This window comes from Pseudomonas sp. 65/3-MNA-CIBAN-0223 (genome assembly GCF_040310425.1).
GTDB classification, from domain to species: Bacteria; Pseudomonadota; Gammaproteobacteria; order Pseudomonadales; family Pseudomonadaceae; genus Aquipseudomonas; species Aquipseudomonas gregormendelii.
Genome location: NZ_JBEOPV010000006.1, coordinates 121,060 through 135,134, shown reverse-complemented (window position 1 = coordinate 135,134; position 14,075 = coordinate 121,060). Strand labels below are relative to the sequence as shown.

10 protein-coding genes are annotated in these 14,075 nt (G+C 59.1%); 3 read left to right on the top strand and 7 right to left on the bottom strand.

Translation table 11 applies throughout. The features are described 5' to 3' along the window. Positions 1-3: 3 nt before the first annotated feature. The 7 genes from AAEZ09_RS08785 to AAEZ09_RS08755 all read right to left on the bottom strand — a co-directional run bounded on the left by AAEZ09_RS08785 (position 4) and on the right by AAEZ09_RS08755 (position 9,996). Positions 4-921 carry an ABC transporter permease subunit gene (locus tag AAEZ09_RS08785; RefSeq protein WP_045061493.1) on the bottom strand — a complete coding sequence of 306 codons (918 nt, stop codon included), beginning with the start codon at positions 919-921 and terminating at the stop codon, positions 4-6. 10 nt (positions 922-931) lie between these two features. Beyond that, positions 932-1,942 (bottom strand): ABC transporter permease subunit, encoded by a 1,011-nt coding sequence (locus AAEZ09_RS08780; RefSeq protein ID WP_045061492.1) that lies wholly within the window; start codon positions 1,940-1,942, stop codon positions 932-934. Positions 1,943-2,016: 74 nt separating this feature from the next. Then, positions 2,017-3,612 carry an ABC transporter substrate-binding protein gene (locus tag AAEZ09_RS08775; protein ID WP_350599074.1) on the bottom strand — a complete coding sequence of 532 codons (1,596 nt, stop codon included), beginning with the start codon at positions 3,610-3,612 and terminating at the stop codon, positions 2,017-2,019. A gap of 78 nt (positions 3,613-3,690) precedes the next feature. Beyond that, a complete protein-coding gene (locus tag AAEZ09_RS08770) occupies positions 3,691-5,106 on the bottom strand; it encodes an OprD family porin (protein WP_350599071.1) in 1,416 nt (471 codons plus the stop codon). A gap of 172 nt (positions 5,107-5,278) precedes the next feature. Continuing rightward, a complete protein-coding gene (locus AAEZ09_RS08765) occupies positions 5,279-6,880 on the bottom strand; it encodes an ABC transporter substrate-binding protein (RefSeq protein WP_045061489.1) in 1,602 nt (533 codons plus the stop codon). Between the two features lie 303 nt (positions 6,881-7,183). Next, positions 7,184-8,809, bottom strand: coding sequence for an ABC transporter substrate-binding protein (locus AAEZ09_RS08760; RefSeq protein WP_045061488.1), 1,626 nt, complete (start codon positions 8,807-8,809; stop codon positions 7,184-7,186). Between the two features lie 470 nt (positions 8,810-9,279). After that, a complete protein-coding gene (locus tag AAEZ09_RS08755) occupies positions 9,280-9,996 on the bottom strand; it encodes an SIMPL domain-containing protein (protein WP_350599069.1) in 717 nt (238 codons plus the stop codon). Between the two features lie 314 nt (positions 9,997-10,310). Between AAEZ09_RS08755 and AAEZ09_RS08750 the strand changes: the two genes are divergently transcribed. The 3 genes from AAEZ09_RS08750 (at position 10,311) to AAEZ09_RS08740 (ending at position 13,957) form a co-directional block, all read left to right on the top strand. Then, positions 10,311-11,573 (top strand): ATP-binding protein, encoded by a 1,263-nt coding sequence (locus AAEZ09_RS08750; RefSeq protein WP_045061486.1) that lies wholly within the window; start codon positions 10,311-10,313, stop codon positions 11,571-11,573. Continuing rightward, the gene (locus AAEZ09_RS08745) at positions 11,566-12,132 is read left to right on the top strand and encodes a response regulator transcription factor (protein ID WP_045061485.1); all 567 of its coding nucleotides are present in this window, start codon (positions 11,566-11,568) and stop codon (positions 12,130-12,132) included. Before AAEZ09_RS08750 ends, AAEZ09_RS08745 begins: the two co-directional genes overlap by 8 nt. Before the next feature lie 97 nt (positions 12,133-12,229). Then, entirely contained in the window at positions 12,230-13,957 is a 1,728-nt protein-coding gene (locus AAEZ09_RS08740) for an ABC transporter ATP-binding protein/permease (protein WP_350599065.1), read from the top strand. The last annotated feature ends 118 nt before the right edge of the window (positions 13,958-14,075 follow it).

Here is a 14,075-nt window from a genome sequence, read left to right as displayed (position 1 = left end):
TCCTCAGGCGGCGTTCTTGAGTTTCGGGTCCAGCGCATCGCGCAGGCCGTCGCCCATCAAGTTGATTGCCAGCACGCTGAGCAAAATGGTCAGACCAGGCAGACTTACCACCCACCAGGCGCGTTCGATGTAGTCGCGAGCCGAAGCCAGCATCGTGCCCCACTCAGGGGTTGGCGGTTGGACGCCAAGGCCGAGGAAGCCCAGTGCCGCGGCATCGAGAATCGCCGAGGAGAAGCTCAAGGTCGCCTGAACGATCAGCGGTGCCATGCAGTTGGGCAGCACGGTGATGAACATCAGGCGTGGCAGACCGGCACCCGCCAGGCGCGCTGCGGTCACGTAGTCGCGGTTCAGTTCGCCCATCACCGCAGCGCGGGTCAGACGCACGTAGGATGGCAGGGACACCACAGCGATGGCGATCACGGTGTTGATCAGGCCAGGACCGAGGATGGCGACAATCGCCACGGCGAGCAGCAGCGACGGCAGTGCCAGCATGATGTCCATCAGACGCATGATGGACGGGCCAAGCAAGCGCGGGAAAAACCCGGCGAACAGCCCCAGGAGAATACCTGGAATCAGCGACATCACTACCGACGACAAGCCGATCAGCAGCGACAGGCGCGAGCCCTGGATCAGCCGTGACAGCAGGTCTCGGCCCAGTTCATCGGTGCCGAGCAGGAACTGCATCTGCCCACCTTCCAGCCAGGCTGGCGGGGTCAGCAGGAAGTCGCGGTACTGCTCGCTCGGGTTGTGCGGTGCCACCCAGGGGGCGAACAGTGCGCAGAAAATCACCAGCAACATGAACATCAGGCCGGCGACGGCGCCTTTGTTCTTGGAGAAGGCTTGCCAGAATTCTTTGTACGGGGACGGGTACAGCAGGCTTTGATCGACTGCTACCGCTGGAGTTGAAGCTGGAGTGGTCATGGTCATGATCTCAGCGCTGATGACGGATGCGTGGGTTGGCAAAGCCGTAGAGGATATCCACTACGAAGTTGACCACAATCACCAGGCAGGCGATTAACAGGATGCCGTTCTGCACCACGGGATAGTCCCGCGCGCCAATGGCTTCGATCAGCCACTTGCCGATGCCGGGCCAGGAGAAAATGGTTTCGGTCAGTACCGCACCGGCCAGCAAAGTGCCGACTTGCAGGCCGACTACCGTCAATACCGGAATCAGTGCGTTGCGCAGACCGTGCACGAATACCACGCGCGATGGCGACAGGCCTTTGGCGCGGGCGGTGCGGATGTAGTCTTCGCGCAGCACTTCGAGCATCGAGGAACGGGTCATCCGCGCAATGACCGCCAGCGGGATGGTGCCGAGCACGATGGCAGGCAGGATCAGGTGGTGCAGCGCATCGAGGAACGCACCGACGTCATCGGCCAGCAGCGTGTCGATCAGCATGAAGCCGGTACGCGGCTCAATGTCGTAGAGCAGGTCGATCCGTCCGGACACCGGGGTCCAGCCCAGGGACACCGAGAAGAACATGATCAGGATCAGGCCCCACCAGAAGATCGGCATCGAATATCCCGCCAGGGAGATGCCCATCACCCCATGGTCGAACAGGGATCCTCGCTTGAGTGCCGCGATCACCCCGGCCAGCAGGCCCAGGATGCCGGCGAACAGCAGGGCGGCCATGGACAGTTCCAGGGTCGCGGGGAACAGTGAAGTGAATTCAGTCCAGACGCTTTCCCGGGTGCGCAACGACTCGCCGAGATCGCCTTGAGCCAGTTTGCCAATGTAATCCAGGTATTGGGCATACAGGGGTTTGTTCAGACCTAGGCGTTCCATTGCCTGAGCATGCATTTCCGGGTCGACTCTGCGTTCGCCCATCATGACTTCCACGGGGTCGCCAGGGATCATGCGAATCAACGCGAAAGTCAGCAAGGTGATGCCGAAGAACGTGGGGATCAATAACCCCAATCGGCGGGCAATAAAACTAAACATCTTGTGGTGTACCTCATCAGCCGGTTAGGCGTGCCTGGTGTCCCTGGAGTCAGGGACACCGGGAGTTTTCTTATCTACTTCACCTGGGTAGTGGCGAAGTTATTAGTGGTGAGAGGGCTGATGTGATAGCCCTCTACGTTCTTGCGCATTGCGGTAAACATTCTAGTGTGTGCGATGCTGATCCAAGGTTGATCCTGATTAAAAATGACCTGTGCCTGCTCGTAGAGCGCTGCGCGTTCAACCGGATCGACCTTGGAGCGGGCCTCATCAAGTAGGGTCTGGAATTTTTCATTGCACCAGCGCGCGTAGTTTTCGCCGTTCTTCGCCGCTTCGCAACTGAGCATAGGCGTTAGGAAGTTATCCGGGTCACCGTTATCGCCCGCCCAACCTGCAGACACCATGTCGTGCTCGCCGTTCTTCGCGCGTTTGAGCATTTCGCCCCATTCCATCACCCGTATGTCGATTTTGATGCCGACTTTGGCGAGATCGGCCTGCATCATTTGCGCGCCGAGCATCGGGTTCGGGTTGGTCGCTCCGCCGCCGTTACGGGTGAACAGGGTAAACACGGTGCCTTCCGGTACACCGGCTTCCTTCAACAGGGCGCGGGCCTTGTCGAGATCACGCGGCGGGTTCTTCAGACTGTGGTTGTAGCCCAGCAGGGTGTCCGGGTACGGATTGACCGCGACCGTCGCGTTACCTTTGCCAAACAGGGCATTGACCGCCGCTTCCTTGTCGAAGGCGATGTCGATGGCTTTGCGCACGCGCACATCACTCAAGTATTTGTGCGTGGTGTTGATGGCGATGTAGGCGACGGTCATCGCATTCATTTCATCGACTTTCAGCTTGTCGTCTTTCTTGATGCTTGGGATGTCATCGGGTTTTGGATACAACGCTACCTGGCATTCGTTGGCCTTGAGCTTTTGCAGGCGCACGTTGTTGTCGGTGGCGATTGCCAGGATCAGCGCTTCGGCCGGTGGCTTGCCGCGGAAGTACTCCGGGTTGGCCTTGAAACGGACCTGTGCATCTTTGTTATAGCGCTGGAAAATGAACGGCCCGGTGCCGACCGGTTTGTTGTTCAGGTCACCGGTCTTGCCGGCCTTGAGCAACTGGTCGGCGTATTCAGCGGAGTAGATCGACGAGAACGCCATGGCGATGTCGGCCAGGAACGGCGCTTCGCGGCGGGTCAAGGTGAACTCGACCGTGTTGTCGTCAACTTTCTTGACGCTTTTCAGCAGTTCTTTGAAGCCCATGCTTTCGAAGTACGGGAAGCCCACGCTCGACAGTTTGTGCCACGGGTGATTCGGGTCCAGCTGACGCTGGAAACTCCAGACCACATCGTCTGCGTTCATGTTGCGAGTCGGCTTGAAATAGTCGGTGGTATGAAACTTGACGTCTTGGCGCAGATGGAACGTATACGTCAGACCGTCTTCACTGATGTCCCAGGAATCGGCCAGCGCCGGGATCACGTCGGTGGTGCCGGGCTTGAAGTCGGCCAGACGGTTGAAGATGGTCTCGGCCACTGCATCGGCTGTGACTGCAGTGGTGTACTGAACCATGTCGAAGCCTTCCGGGCTGGCTTCGGTGCAAACCACCAGCGGTTTGGCCGAAACGCCGACCGCCACACTCAGCAACGCGGCCGCAATGGCCGCACGTAGGGGAAGCATTTTCATCAAGAACCCTCTGCAATCGGTTGAAAGACAAAAGCCCAACGGCCGATTCATCGTTGAATCAGCCGCAGGGCAGGTGCATTACAGAATGTTGAACGGGATGGTGGTCACGAGACGGAACTCGTTGATGCTGCCATCAGCCTGGTTTTCGCTGGCACGGTGCGCGGTGTAGGTCGCGCGAATCGCGGTGGCCTTGAGCGGGCCGCTCTGTACTGCGTAAGCAGCACCGATGCCATATTCGTAATGGTGTTCGCCGTCCATGGACTGCACGCCGTCGTAGCCGCCACCCTTGTAGTGAGTGCCGTCGATGCCCCAGCCGCGAGCCTGGTAGATGTTGAACTTCAGGCCTGGCACGCCGTATTCGGCCATGTTCAGGCCATAGGCGATCTGGAAGGATTTCTCGTTCGGGCCGTTGAAGTCCGACAGCAGGGAGTTGGCCAGGTAGATGCCGTTGGTTTCGTGCAGGTAATCGAAGTACTCGTTACCGTTCACTTCCTGGTAGGAGAAGGTCAGGCTGTGGGCCTGGTGGGTCAGGCCGAGCGACAGGGAGTAGGTGTCGTTGTCGATTTCGCCCAGCAGTTTTTTACCTTCGTCGACAGTCTTGTAGTAGTTCAGGCCAGTGGTCAGGCTCAGTACCGAGCTGTCGCCCAGCACGTGGCTGGCGCCGAAGTAGTACTGGTTCCACAGGTCTTCGGCCTGGGTGCCCCAGAGGCTGGTGGTCAGGCTGGCGAATGGTGTGTAGGTGATGCCGGCGGTGTTGACGTGATCGGCTTCGGCACTGGAGTCGCCGTATTCGGAGCGGAACTTGCTCAGGCTTTCTTCGGTACGCGGAGAGTTGCGATCGAAGGTGGCCAGGTCGAAGGACAGGTTGTTCAGTTCTTCGCTGTGGATCGCGATCCCTTCGAAGCTCGAAGGCAGGGCACGGTTACCGATGACGTCGACCTGCGGGCTGCTGAAGTTCATGCGGCCGGCGGTCAGGGTGGTGTTGGAAACGCGCGCCTTGACGTTGGCCAGGCCCAGTTTGCTCCATTGGCCTTCAGCGTCGCCGCCTTCGCGGGTCAGGGTGCGGTTGTTGCCCGCGCCTGGACGAGTACCCGGTGCGCCACCGTTGTTGGATGCCAGGTTCTCGCGGTCGCGCTCCAGCGCAATGGCGTTGTAGGCGGCGACTTCGGTGCTGAAGCCGACGGTGCCTTCGGTGAAGCCGGAGTTGTACTTGATGATGGTGCCTTGGACCCAGTTGATACGACGATCAGTCGGGGTCGAAACGCCATTTTTTTTGTAGTTGAACGTGCCGCCACGTTTCAGTTGTTCGTTGGCGTACCAGTTACGTGTAGTGCCACTGATGGATTGGCCTTCGACGAAGCCAGTGGCTTCAGCTTGAGCGCTTTTGGTGTTGACCGTTACCGGAGTGAATTCCTGGCTCTGAGTCTCGGCGTAAGCCGTGGCGGTGATGCTACTGATGGCCAGGGCCAGTAACGCGGTGCTGCTCAGTTTCATGGGTAAAGCTCCTTGGTTTCTCTTTTTTTATACCGGCCTTTTTTTGTGGTCCGGCTATTTGGTTTGGAACTTTTCTCGCTAGGCAAACGTTTGCATTACGCCAGATCGACGAATAAAGGCAATACGCTTGCTTGGGGGCGGAATGCGCCCCCAGCGTTTTTCGGCTAATCGATTATTTTTCTATGCTGACACCCGAGAACACGTTGCGACCGAAAGGGCTGACCTTGAACCCTTCGATTTTGGCGCTCAACGGCTGGTTGACCGTCGAGTGGGCGACTGGCGTGATCGGCACTTGCTGCTTGAGCAATTGCTGCGCCTGCTTGTAGAGCACGGTGCGCTGGTCGCGATCGGTGACGATCTTGGCCTGCTTGATCAGCTTGTCGTAAGCCGGATCACACCACATGGAGTAGTTGTTGCCGCCAATGGCATCGCAGCTGTACAGCGTACCGAGCCAGTTGTCCGGGTCCCCGTTGTCACCGGTCCAGCCGATCAGGCTGATGTCGTGCTCGCCATTCTTGGTGCGCTTGATGTACTCGCCCCATTCGTAGCTGACGATCTTCACCTTGAGGCCGATTTTTGCCCAGTCGGCCTGGAGCATCTCGGCCATCAACTTGGCATTGGGGTTGTAAGGGCGCTGCACGGGCATCGCCCACAGGGTGATTTCGGTGCCTTCCTTGACGCCAGCGGCCTTGAGCAACTCGCGGGCTTTCTCCGGGTTGAAGGCGGCGTCCTTGATAGTCTCGTCGTAGGACCATTGGGTCGGCGGCATGGCGTTGACCGCCAGTTGCCCGGCGCCCTGGTACACGGCGTTGAGGATGCCCTGCTTGTTCACTGCCATGTCCAGCGCCTGGCGCACTTCAAGCTGGTCGAACGGCTTGTGTCGAACGTTGTAGGCGATGTAGCCGAGGTTAAAACCGGGCTTCTCGATGAGCTTGAGTTTCGGGTCGTTTTTCAGCGCGGTGACGTCGGCAGGGCGCGGGTGCAGGGTGATCTGGCATTCGTTGGCCTTGAGCTTCTGGACCCGCACCGAGGCGTCGGTGTTGATGGCGAAAATCAGGTTGTCGAGTTTGACCCGGCTCGGGTCCCAGTACTGCTTGTTGCCGGTGTAGCGAATGTTGGAATCTTTCTGGTAACTCTTGAATACGAACGGGCCGGTACCGATCGGCTTCTGATTGATGTCGCTTGGTTTGCCCGATGCCAGCAGCTGGTCGGCGTATTCGGCGGACAGGATGGCAGCGAAGCTCATGGCGATGTTCTGGATGAACGCGGCGTCGACGCTGTTAAGCGTCATGACCACGGTCAAAGGCCCGGTCTTTTCGACCTTGGCAATGTTCTTGTTCAGGCTCATCCCGTTGAAATACGGGAATTCAGTTGGATAAGCCTGACGGAATGGCTGTTGCGGATCGAGCATGCGGTTGAACGTGAACAGCACGTCATCGGCGTTGAAATCGCGGCTCGGGGTGAAGTACTTGGTGGTATGAAATTTCACGCCTTCGCGCAGGTGGAAGGTGTATTTCAGGCCGTCCTCGGAAATATCCCAGCGGGTGGCCAGGCCCGGCACGACATTGGTTGCGCCTTTTTCGAACTCTGCCAGGCGGTTGTACAGCGGTTCGGCGGCGTCGTTGTCGGTCGCGGTGGTGTACTGCGCGGTATCGAAGCCAGCGGGGCTGCCTTCGGAGCAGAACACCAGGCTGTCACTGGCAGCCTGGCTAATGGACGTAGCGGCCAACAGGCCGGTGCCCAGCAATGCGGATAAAACCAAGGTATGGCGCATGACGCTCCCTCTGTTCTCTGAGTATTTTCGACAAGCCGTCGTTCCGACTGGGGACTTGGGGATCTTGTCGAGCGCAATCCATTTACGTGAAGCAAAACCGAGAGCCCACGCATGAGCTGGTCGACTCCGACGGTATGAGCCATCGGGCCGGCAGTAAATGCGTAGAGTCCTAAACATTCGTAGGAAAAGTAGACGCGTCCTGCGCCGGCGCTGGAGTCGGCGTCGGACCTGGATGTAGGCTCTTTCCTACGCTCTCGGTGGATACAACAACGGCGACGTCATTGACGTCGCCGTTGTTGAACCTTATTTGCTGACGCTGACGCCGTAGAAGGAATTCAAGCCAAATGGGCTGATCTTGAAGTCCTGCACGTTGGCGCGCATGGGTTGATACACCGTCGAGTGAGCGATAGGTGTCATTGGAACAGCGTCCTTGAGGACGTGTTGTGCCTGTTTGTACAGTTCGGTGCGCTTGCCTTGGTCGGTGGTGCGCTTGGCTTCCTTCACGAGGCCGTCGAATTTCTTGTCGCACCATTTCGAGAAGTTGTTGCCACTCAGCGAGTCGCAACCAAACAACACGTTGAGCCAGTTGTCCGGATCACCATTGTCACCGCTCCAGCCAATGATCATTGCCTGGTTCTCGCCACCTTTGGAGCGCTTGATGTACTCGCCCCACTCGTAGCTGGTGATCTTCACGTTCAGACCGATTTTCTTCCAGTCGGACTGGAGCATTTCGGCCATCAGCTTGGCGTTCGGGTTATACGGACGCTGTACCGGCATGGCCCACAAGACGATTTCGGTACCTTCCTTGACGCCGGCTTCCTTGAGCAGCTCCTTGGCTTTCTCAGGGTCGTACTTGGCGTCCTTGATGGTGGTGTCGTAGGACCATTGGGTCGGCGGCATGGCGTTGACGGCCAGTTGGCCCGCGCCCTGGTAAACCGAGTCGATGATCTGCGGTTTGTTGACCGCCATGTCCAGCGCCTGGCGCACGCGCAGGTCAGCCAGCGGGTTGGCCTCGTTGCTGCCTTTGACCTTGTCCATCACGTTGTAAGCGATGTAGCCCAGGTTGAAACCAGCCTGGTCAGGCATCTTCAGCGCCTTGTCTTCCTTCAGCGCCTTGAGGTCAGCCGGACGCGGGAACAGAGTGACCTGGCACTCGTTCTTCTTCAGCTTCTGGATACGTACCGACGGGTCTGTGGTGATGGCGAAGATCAGGTTGTCGATCTTGACGTCTTCAGGTTTCCAGTAGTCCTTGTTCCCGGTGTAGCGGATGTTGGAGTCTTTCTGGTAGCTCTTGAACACGAACGGGCCGGTGCCGATCGGTTTCTGGTTGATGTCGGCAGGCTTGCCGTCCTTGAGCAGCTGGGCAGCGTACTCGGCGGATTGCAGCGAGGCGAAGCTCATGGCCATGTTCTGGATGAACGCAGCGTCGACTTCTTTCAAGGTGAATTTGACGGTGTGATCGTCGACTTTATCGATCTTGGTGATGTTGGTATCCATCCCCATGTCGGTGAAGTACGGGAATTCGGTCGGGTACGCTTTGCGGAACGGGTCGTCCTTGTTAATCATGCGATTAAAAGTGAACAGCACGTCGTCGGCGTTGAACTCACGAGTCGGCTTGAAGTACGGGGTGGTGTGGAACTTCACGCCTTCACGCAGGTGAAAGGTGTACGTCAGGCCATCGTCAGCGATGTCCCAGCTGGTCGCCAGACCAGGAATCACGGCGGTGCCGCCGCGCTCGAACTGGGTCAGGCGGTTGAAAATGGTTTCTGCAGAGGCGTCGAAGTCGGTTCCGGTGGTGTACTGACCAGGATCAAAACCGGCCGGGCTCCCTTCGGAGCAAAACACCAGGTTAGTCGCCGCTTGGGCGAAAGGTGCGGCAGCTAACAAGCTGGCGCCGACTAAAAACGGAATGACCGCGTGTTTGAGCATGGTGGCCTCATGATTTGTTGTCATTTTTGGAATTAGAGGACGACCTCGTGAGTCGTGCCTGCGGATACTTATGCAGGGGCCATACCCAATGCAAGATGCAGGGGGGCCACAAGCATTAAACAGTGGCACGAACGTACCTTAATGTCGCATATGTGTAAATTGACGCGCATTTGACCGTTTGCGCAGGTTTTTTTCGGTGCATATCGCGCACCTACATGGGGCGGCCGGGACGTCTGGCGCCCCCAGTTGGCGCGCGGTGTTACTTATTTATACCCTCGCCAGCGGAGCATCCGGCATATCCCACTTATGCAGCGTAGTCGGCAGATTCCATGTATGCGGCAGTCGTCGGCACATTCCGCGTAGGAGCTGCCGAAGGCTGCGATCTTTTGATCTTTGCGATCTTTTGATCTTGAAGGCAAAGTCAAAAGATCGCAGCCTGCGGCAGCTCCTACAAGGGCAATCAATGCGGTTTAAGGCATCAACACTTCAATCGACCCATCTGCCGTCATGCTGACCTGGCTGGTGCCAGCCTCAACTTCCGGGGTCACCGGAGCGGCGTCCATGCTGGTGGCTTTCATCATCATCGGCCCGCGCATGTACGGTTGTGGATAACCGTTGCTGTTGAGGTTCAGGTTGACGATCTTATAGCCTTTGCCGCCCAGGGCGTCAGTTGCCAGCTGGGCGCGGGCCTTGAAGGCGCTGACGGCGTCCTTGAGCAGTGCGTCTTCACTGGCTTTGCGCGTTGGCGTGGCGATGGCGAAGTCCATGCCGGCCATTTTCAGGTCGGTCAGCAGTTCGCCGGTCAGCTTCGACAGGGCGGCGAAATCGGAGCTTTCCAGGCGCAACTCGGCACGTTCACGCCAGCCGGTGATTTTCTGGCCCTTTGTGTCGTAGATCGGGTAGCTGTTACGGCTCCCCTGGCGCAGGGTGATGTCCTTGACCTGCTTGGCCTGGGCCAGCGACTTGTTCATGGTGGTGCTGATGTCGGCGGCGAGTTTGGCCGGGTCGGTGTTCTGCTCTTCTGTATAAAGAGTCACGATCATCAGGTCGCGGGCCACTTCCTGGCTGACTTCGGCGCGCAGGGAAATCTGGTTGTAATGCAGCTCGTCGGCGGCCAGGGCCGGCAGGCTGGCGACGGTGCCAACACTAAGGGCAAGAAGGGCGGCGCTACGGCGGAAAGTGTGCATGAAAACTCCTTGGGCGATGCGCAGGGGTTAAGGTCCGAGCCTGCGTGAAACCATCAGACTCTAGCTTTTATGAGCCGGTTCGCACAGTTACAACTTCTATACAGATCGAAGGTGACCGTTGCGCGCTCAATCGCGAGCAGGCTCGCTGCCACAGGGATTGCATTTCAATGTGCGAGCGAGTCTGCTCGCGATAGCGGTCTCATAGACGCCACCATGGTTTCTGCCATGTGGCCGTTTGCCGCACTTTTGCCTGCCAGCCCCCGCGCTTGGTTATACTCCTGGCGATCCGCCTGGAGCGCTCATCAGGAGAGCTCATGCTCGCCCCCGTTCAAATCACTTCCGCGACTCGCCAGAACCTCTGGCGGCTGACGTTCATTCGTACTTTGGTACTTGCCGCCCAAGCTGGTTCCGTGGGCCTGGCTTACTGGTTCGACCTGCTGCCGCTGCCCTGGTTTCAGCTGGCCGCGACCCTCGGCTGCTCGATGCTGTTGTGCGCGTTCACGGCCATTCGCCTGCGCACCTCCTGGCCCGTCACTGAACTCGAATACGCCGTGCAACTGGCCTGCGACCTGTTTATCCACAGTGCGCTGCTGTATTTCTCGGGCGGTTCGACCAACCCCTTCGTTTCCTATTACCTGGTGCCGCTGACCATCGCCGCCGTGACGTTGCCCTGGCGCTATTCGGTGATCCTGTCCGGCATCGCATTGACCATGTACACCTTGCTGCTGGCGCGGTTCTATCCCCTGCAGACGTTCCCCATCGCCCGGGAAAACCTGCAGGTTTACGGAATGTGGCTGAGCTTTGCCCTGGCCGCGGCGGTGATCACCTTCTTCGCCGCGCGCATGGCCGAGGAGCTGCGTCGCCAGGAAGAGTTGCGCGCCATTCGGCGAGAAGAGGGCCTGCGCGACCAGCAACTGCTGGCCGTTGCGACCCAGGCCGCTGGCGCCGCCCACGAACTGGGCACGCCTTTGGCCACCATGAGCGTGCTGCTAAAAGAGATGCAGCAGGATCATCCCGACCCGATGTTGCAGGATGATCTGAAGGTGCTGCAGGATCAGGTGAAACTCTGCAAGGAAACCTTGCAGCAACTGGTGCGCGCCGCCGAAGCCAATCGTCGCTTGGCCGTGGAGATGCAGGACGTCACCGACTGGCTCGACGAGGCCCTGAATCGCTGGCACCTGATGCGCCCCGAAGCCAGTTATCGCTTCCAGCGGCTCGGCCAGGGCGCCGTGCCCCGCATGGCGCCACCGCCGGACCTGACCCAGGCCTTGCTGAACCTGCTGAACAACGCCGCCGACGCCTGCCCGGAAGGGTTGCAGGTGACGCTGGACTGGAATGCCGAGGACCTGACCATCAGCATCCGCGACCACGGTGCCGGTGTGCCGCTGGCCATCGCCGAGCAGATTGGCAAACCGTTTTTTACCACCAAGGGCAAAGGTTTCGGCCTGGGCCTGTTTTTGAGCAAGGCCAGCGTGACACGCGCCGGCGGCTCAGTGAAACTCTATAGTCATGAGGAAGGCGGCACGCTCACCGAGCTGCGCCTGCCCCGTGTCGCCCGAGGAGACGAACATGAGTGACGATATCCAAGTCGAAGGCGAAGGCGAAGAACTCCCGCATTTGCTGCTGGTAGACGACGACGCAACCTTTACCCGCGTGATGGCCCGCGCCATGGCCCGTCGCGGCTTTCGCGTCAGCACCGCCGGGTCCGCCGAGGAAGGTCTGACCATCGCCCAGGCGGACCTGCCGGATTACGCCGCGCTGGACCTGAAAATGGACGGTGACTCCGGCCTGGTGCTGTTGCCCAAGCTGCTGGAGCTGGACCCGGAAATGCGCGTGGTGATCCTCACCGGTTACTCGAGCATTGCCACCGCCGTCGAGGCGATCAAGCGCGGTGCCTGCAACTACCTGTGCAAACCGGCCGATGCCGATGACGTCCTCGCCGCACTGCTGTCCGAGCACGCCGACCTCGACACCCTGGTACCGGAAAACCCGATGTCGGTGGACCGCTTGCAGTGGGAACACATCCAGCGGGTGCTGACTGAACACGAAGGCAACATCTCCGCCACTGCCCGCGCCCTGGGCATGCACCGGCGTACTCTGCAGCGCAAATTGCAGAAGCGCCCTGTCCGGCGCTGAACCGGTGCTGAACAATTGTTGTCACACCGCGTTGCAACACGAGCCGATCATCTATGATCGGTTCGTGTGATGTTCTTTTTTCCAATGAGCCTTTTCCATGAATCAGAACGCTGAGTACTCCGCGGTCAATGATGCTGTGCGCGGGCAGTTTTTTCGCAAAGTCTGGGCGATGATCACGCCTTACTGGCGCAGTGAAGAGAAGGCCAAGGCCTGGACGCTGCTGATCGCCGTAATCGTTCTATCGCTGGTCAGCGTAGGCATTTCGGTGTGGTTCAACACCTGGTACAAGGATTTTTACAACGCCCTGCAACAGAAGGATGAGGCAGCATTCTGGCGGTTGATCCTGTATTTCTGCGCGATCGCGGCCGTCGCGATTGTGGGCGCGGTTTATCGGCTGTACCTGACGCAGATGCTGACCATCCGCTGGCGGGCCTGGCTGACCGAAAAACACTTCGCCCGCTGGCTGGGCCATAAGAACTACTACCACCTCGAGCAAGGCGGTTACACCGATAACCCCGACCAGCGCATCTCCGAGGACCTCAACAGCTTCACCTCCAACACCCTGGAACTGGGGATCGGCCTGCTGCGCAACATTGTCAGCCTGGTATCGTTCTCGATCATCCTGTGGGGGGTGTCGGGCAGTATCGAGGTCTACGGGTTTACCATTCCCGGCTATATGTTCTGGTGCGTGCTGGTGTATGCCGTGATCGGCAGCTGGGTGACGCATTTGATCGGTCGTCGCCTGATCGGCCTGAACAACAACCAGCAACGCTTCGAAGCCGACCTGCGATTTTCCATGGTGCGCATTCGCGAGAATGCCGAAAGCATTGCGCTGTATGACGGCGAGCCCAATGAAAATCGTCGCTTGAGCAGTCGCTTCGGCCTGGTCTGGCACAATTTCTGGGACATCATGAAGGTGTCCAAGCGCTTGACGTTCTTCACGGCCGGTTATGGCCAGGCAGCCATCATCTTTCCATTCATGGTCGCGGCACCGCGCTACTTCGCGGGCAAGATCGAGCTGGGGGAGCTGATGCAGATCAGCTCGGCATTCGGCAACGTGCAGGAGAGTTTCAGCTGGTTTATCAGTGCGTACCAGAGCCTCGCGGCCTGGCGCGCCACCTGTGATCGTCTGCTCAGTTTCCGTCAGGCCATGACCGAGAATGAGCAAAAGCCGCAGGCCATCGACGTGCAGAATTCGGGCTCGGCGTTAAAAGTACACAACCTGGGGCTGGATCTTGCTGATGGTCGCCACTTGCTGGCCGGCGCCGACATGACGGTGGAGGAGGGGGATCGTGTAATGATCAGCGGCCGCTCCGGCAGCGGCAAATCGACGCTGCTGCGGGCGATGGGGCATTTGTGGCCGCGGGGCCATGGCAGCATTCGCCTGCCGGCCGAGCGGTACCTGTTCCTGCCGCAAAAACCCTACCTGCCAATTGGCACCTTGCGTGAAGCGCTGAGTTATCCACAGGTCGCCGAGACATACCCTCAAGAGCGCTACGCCCACGTGCTGGAAGTGTGCCGCCTGCCGCACCTGCTGGGCCGCCTGGACGAACCCAATCACTGGCAGCGCATGTTGTCCCCGGGTGAACAGCAACGCCTGGCGTTTGCCCGCGCGCTGCTTTATGCCCCTCAGTGGCTCTACATGGACGAGGCAACGTCGGCGATGGATGAAGAGGATGAAGCCTCGCTGTATCAGGCGCTGATCGACGAGATCCCGGGCTTGAGCATTGTCAGCGTCGGCCACCGCAGCAGCCTCAAACGCTTCCATCCGCGGCATGTGCGTATCGACAATGGCCACCTGGTGGAGCAGCCAGTCACCGCCTAGACGCCGATATCCCTGTAGGAGCGAGCTTGCTCGCGATGGTCTTGAGGACGCGACGGCAAGCCTGTTGCCCCGTGTCATCGTTGACCACCATCGCGAGCAAGCTCGCTCCTACAAGGGG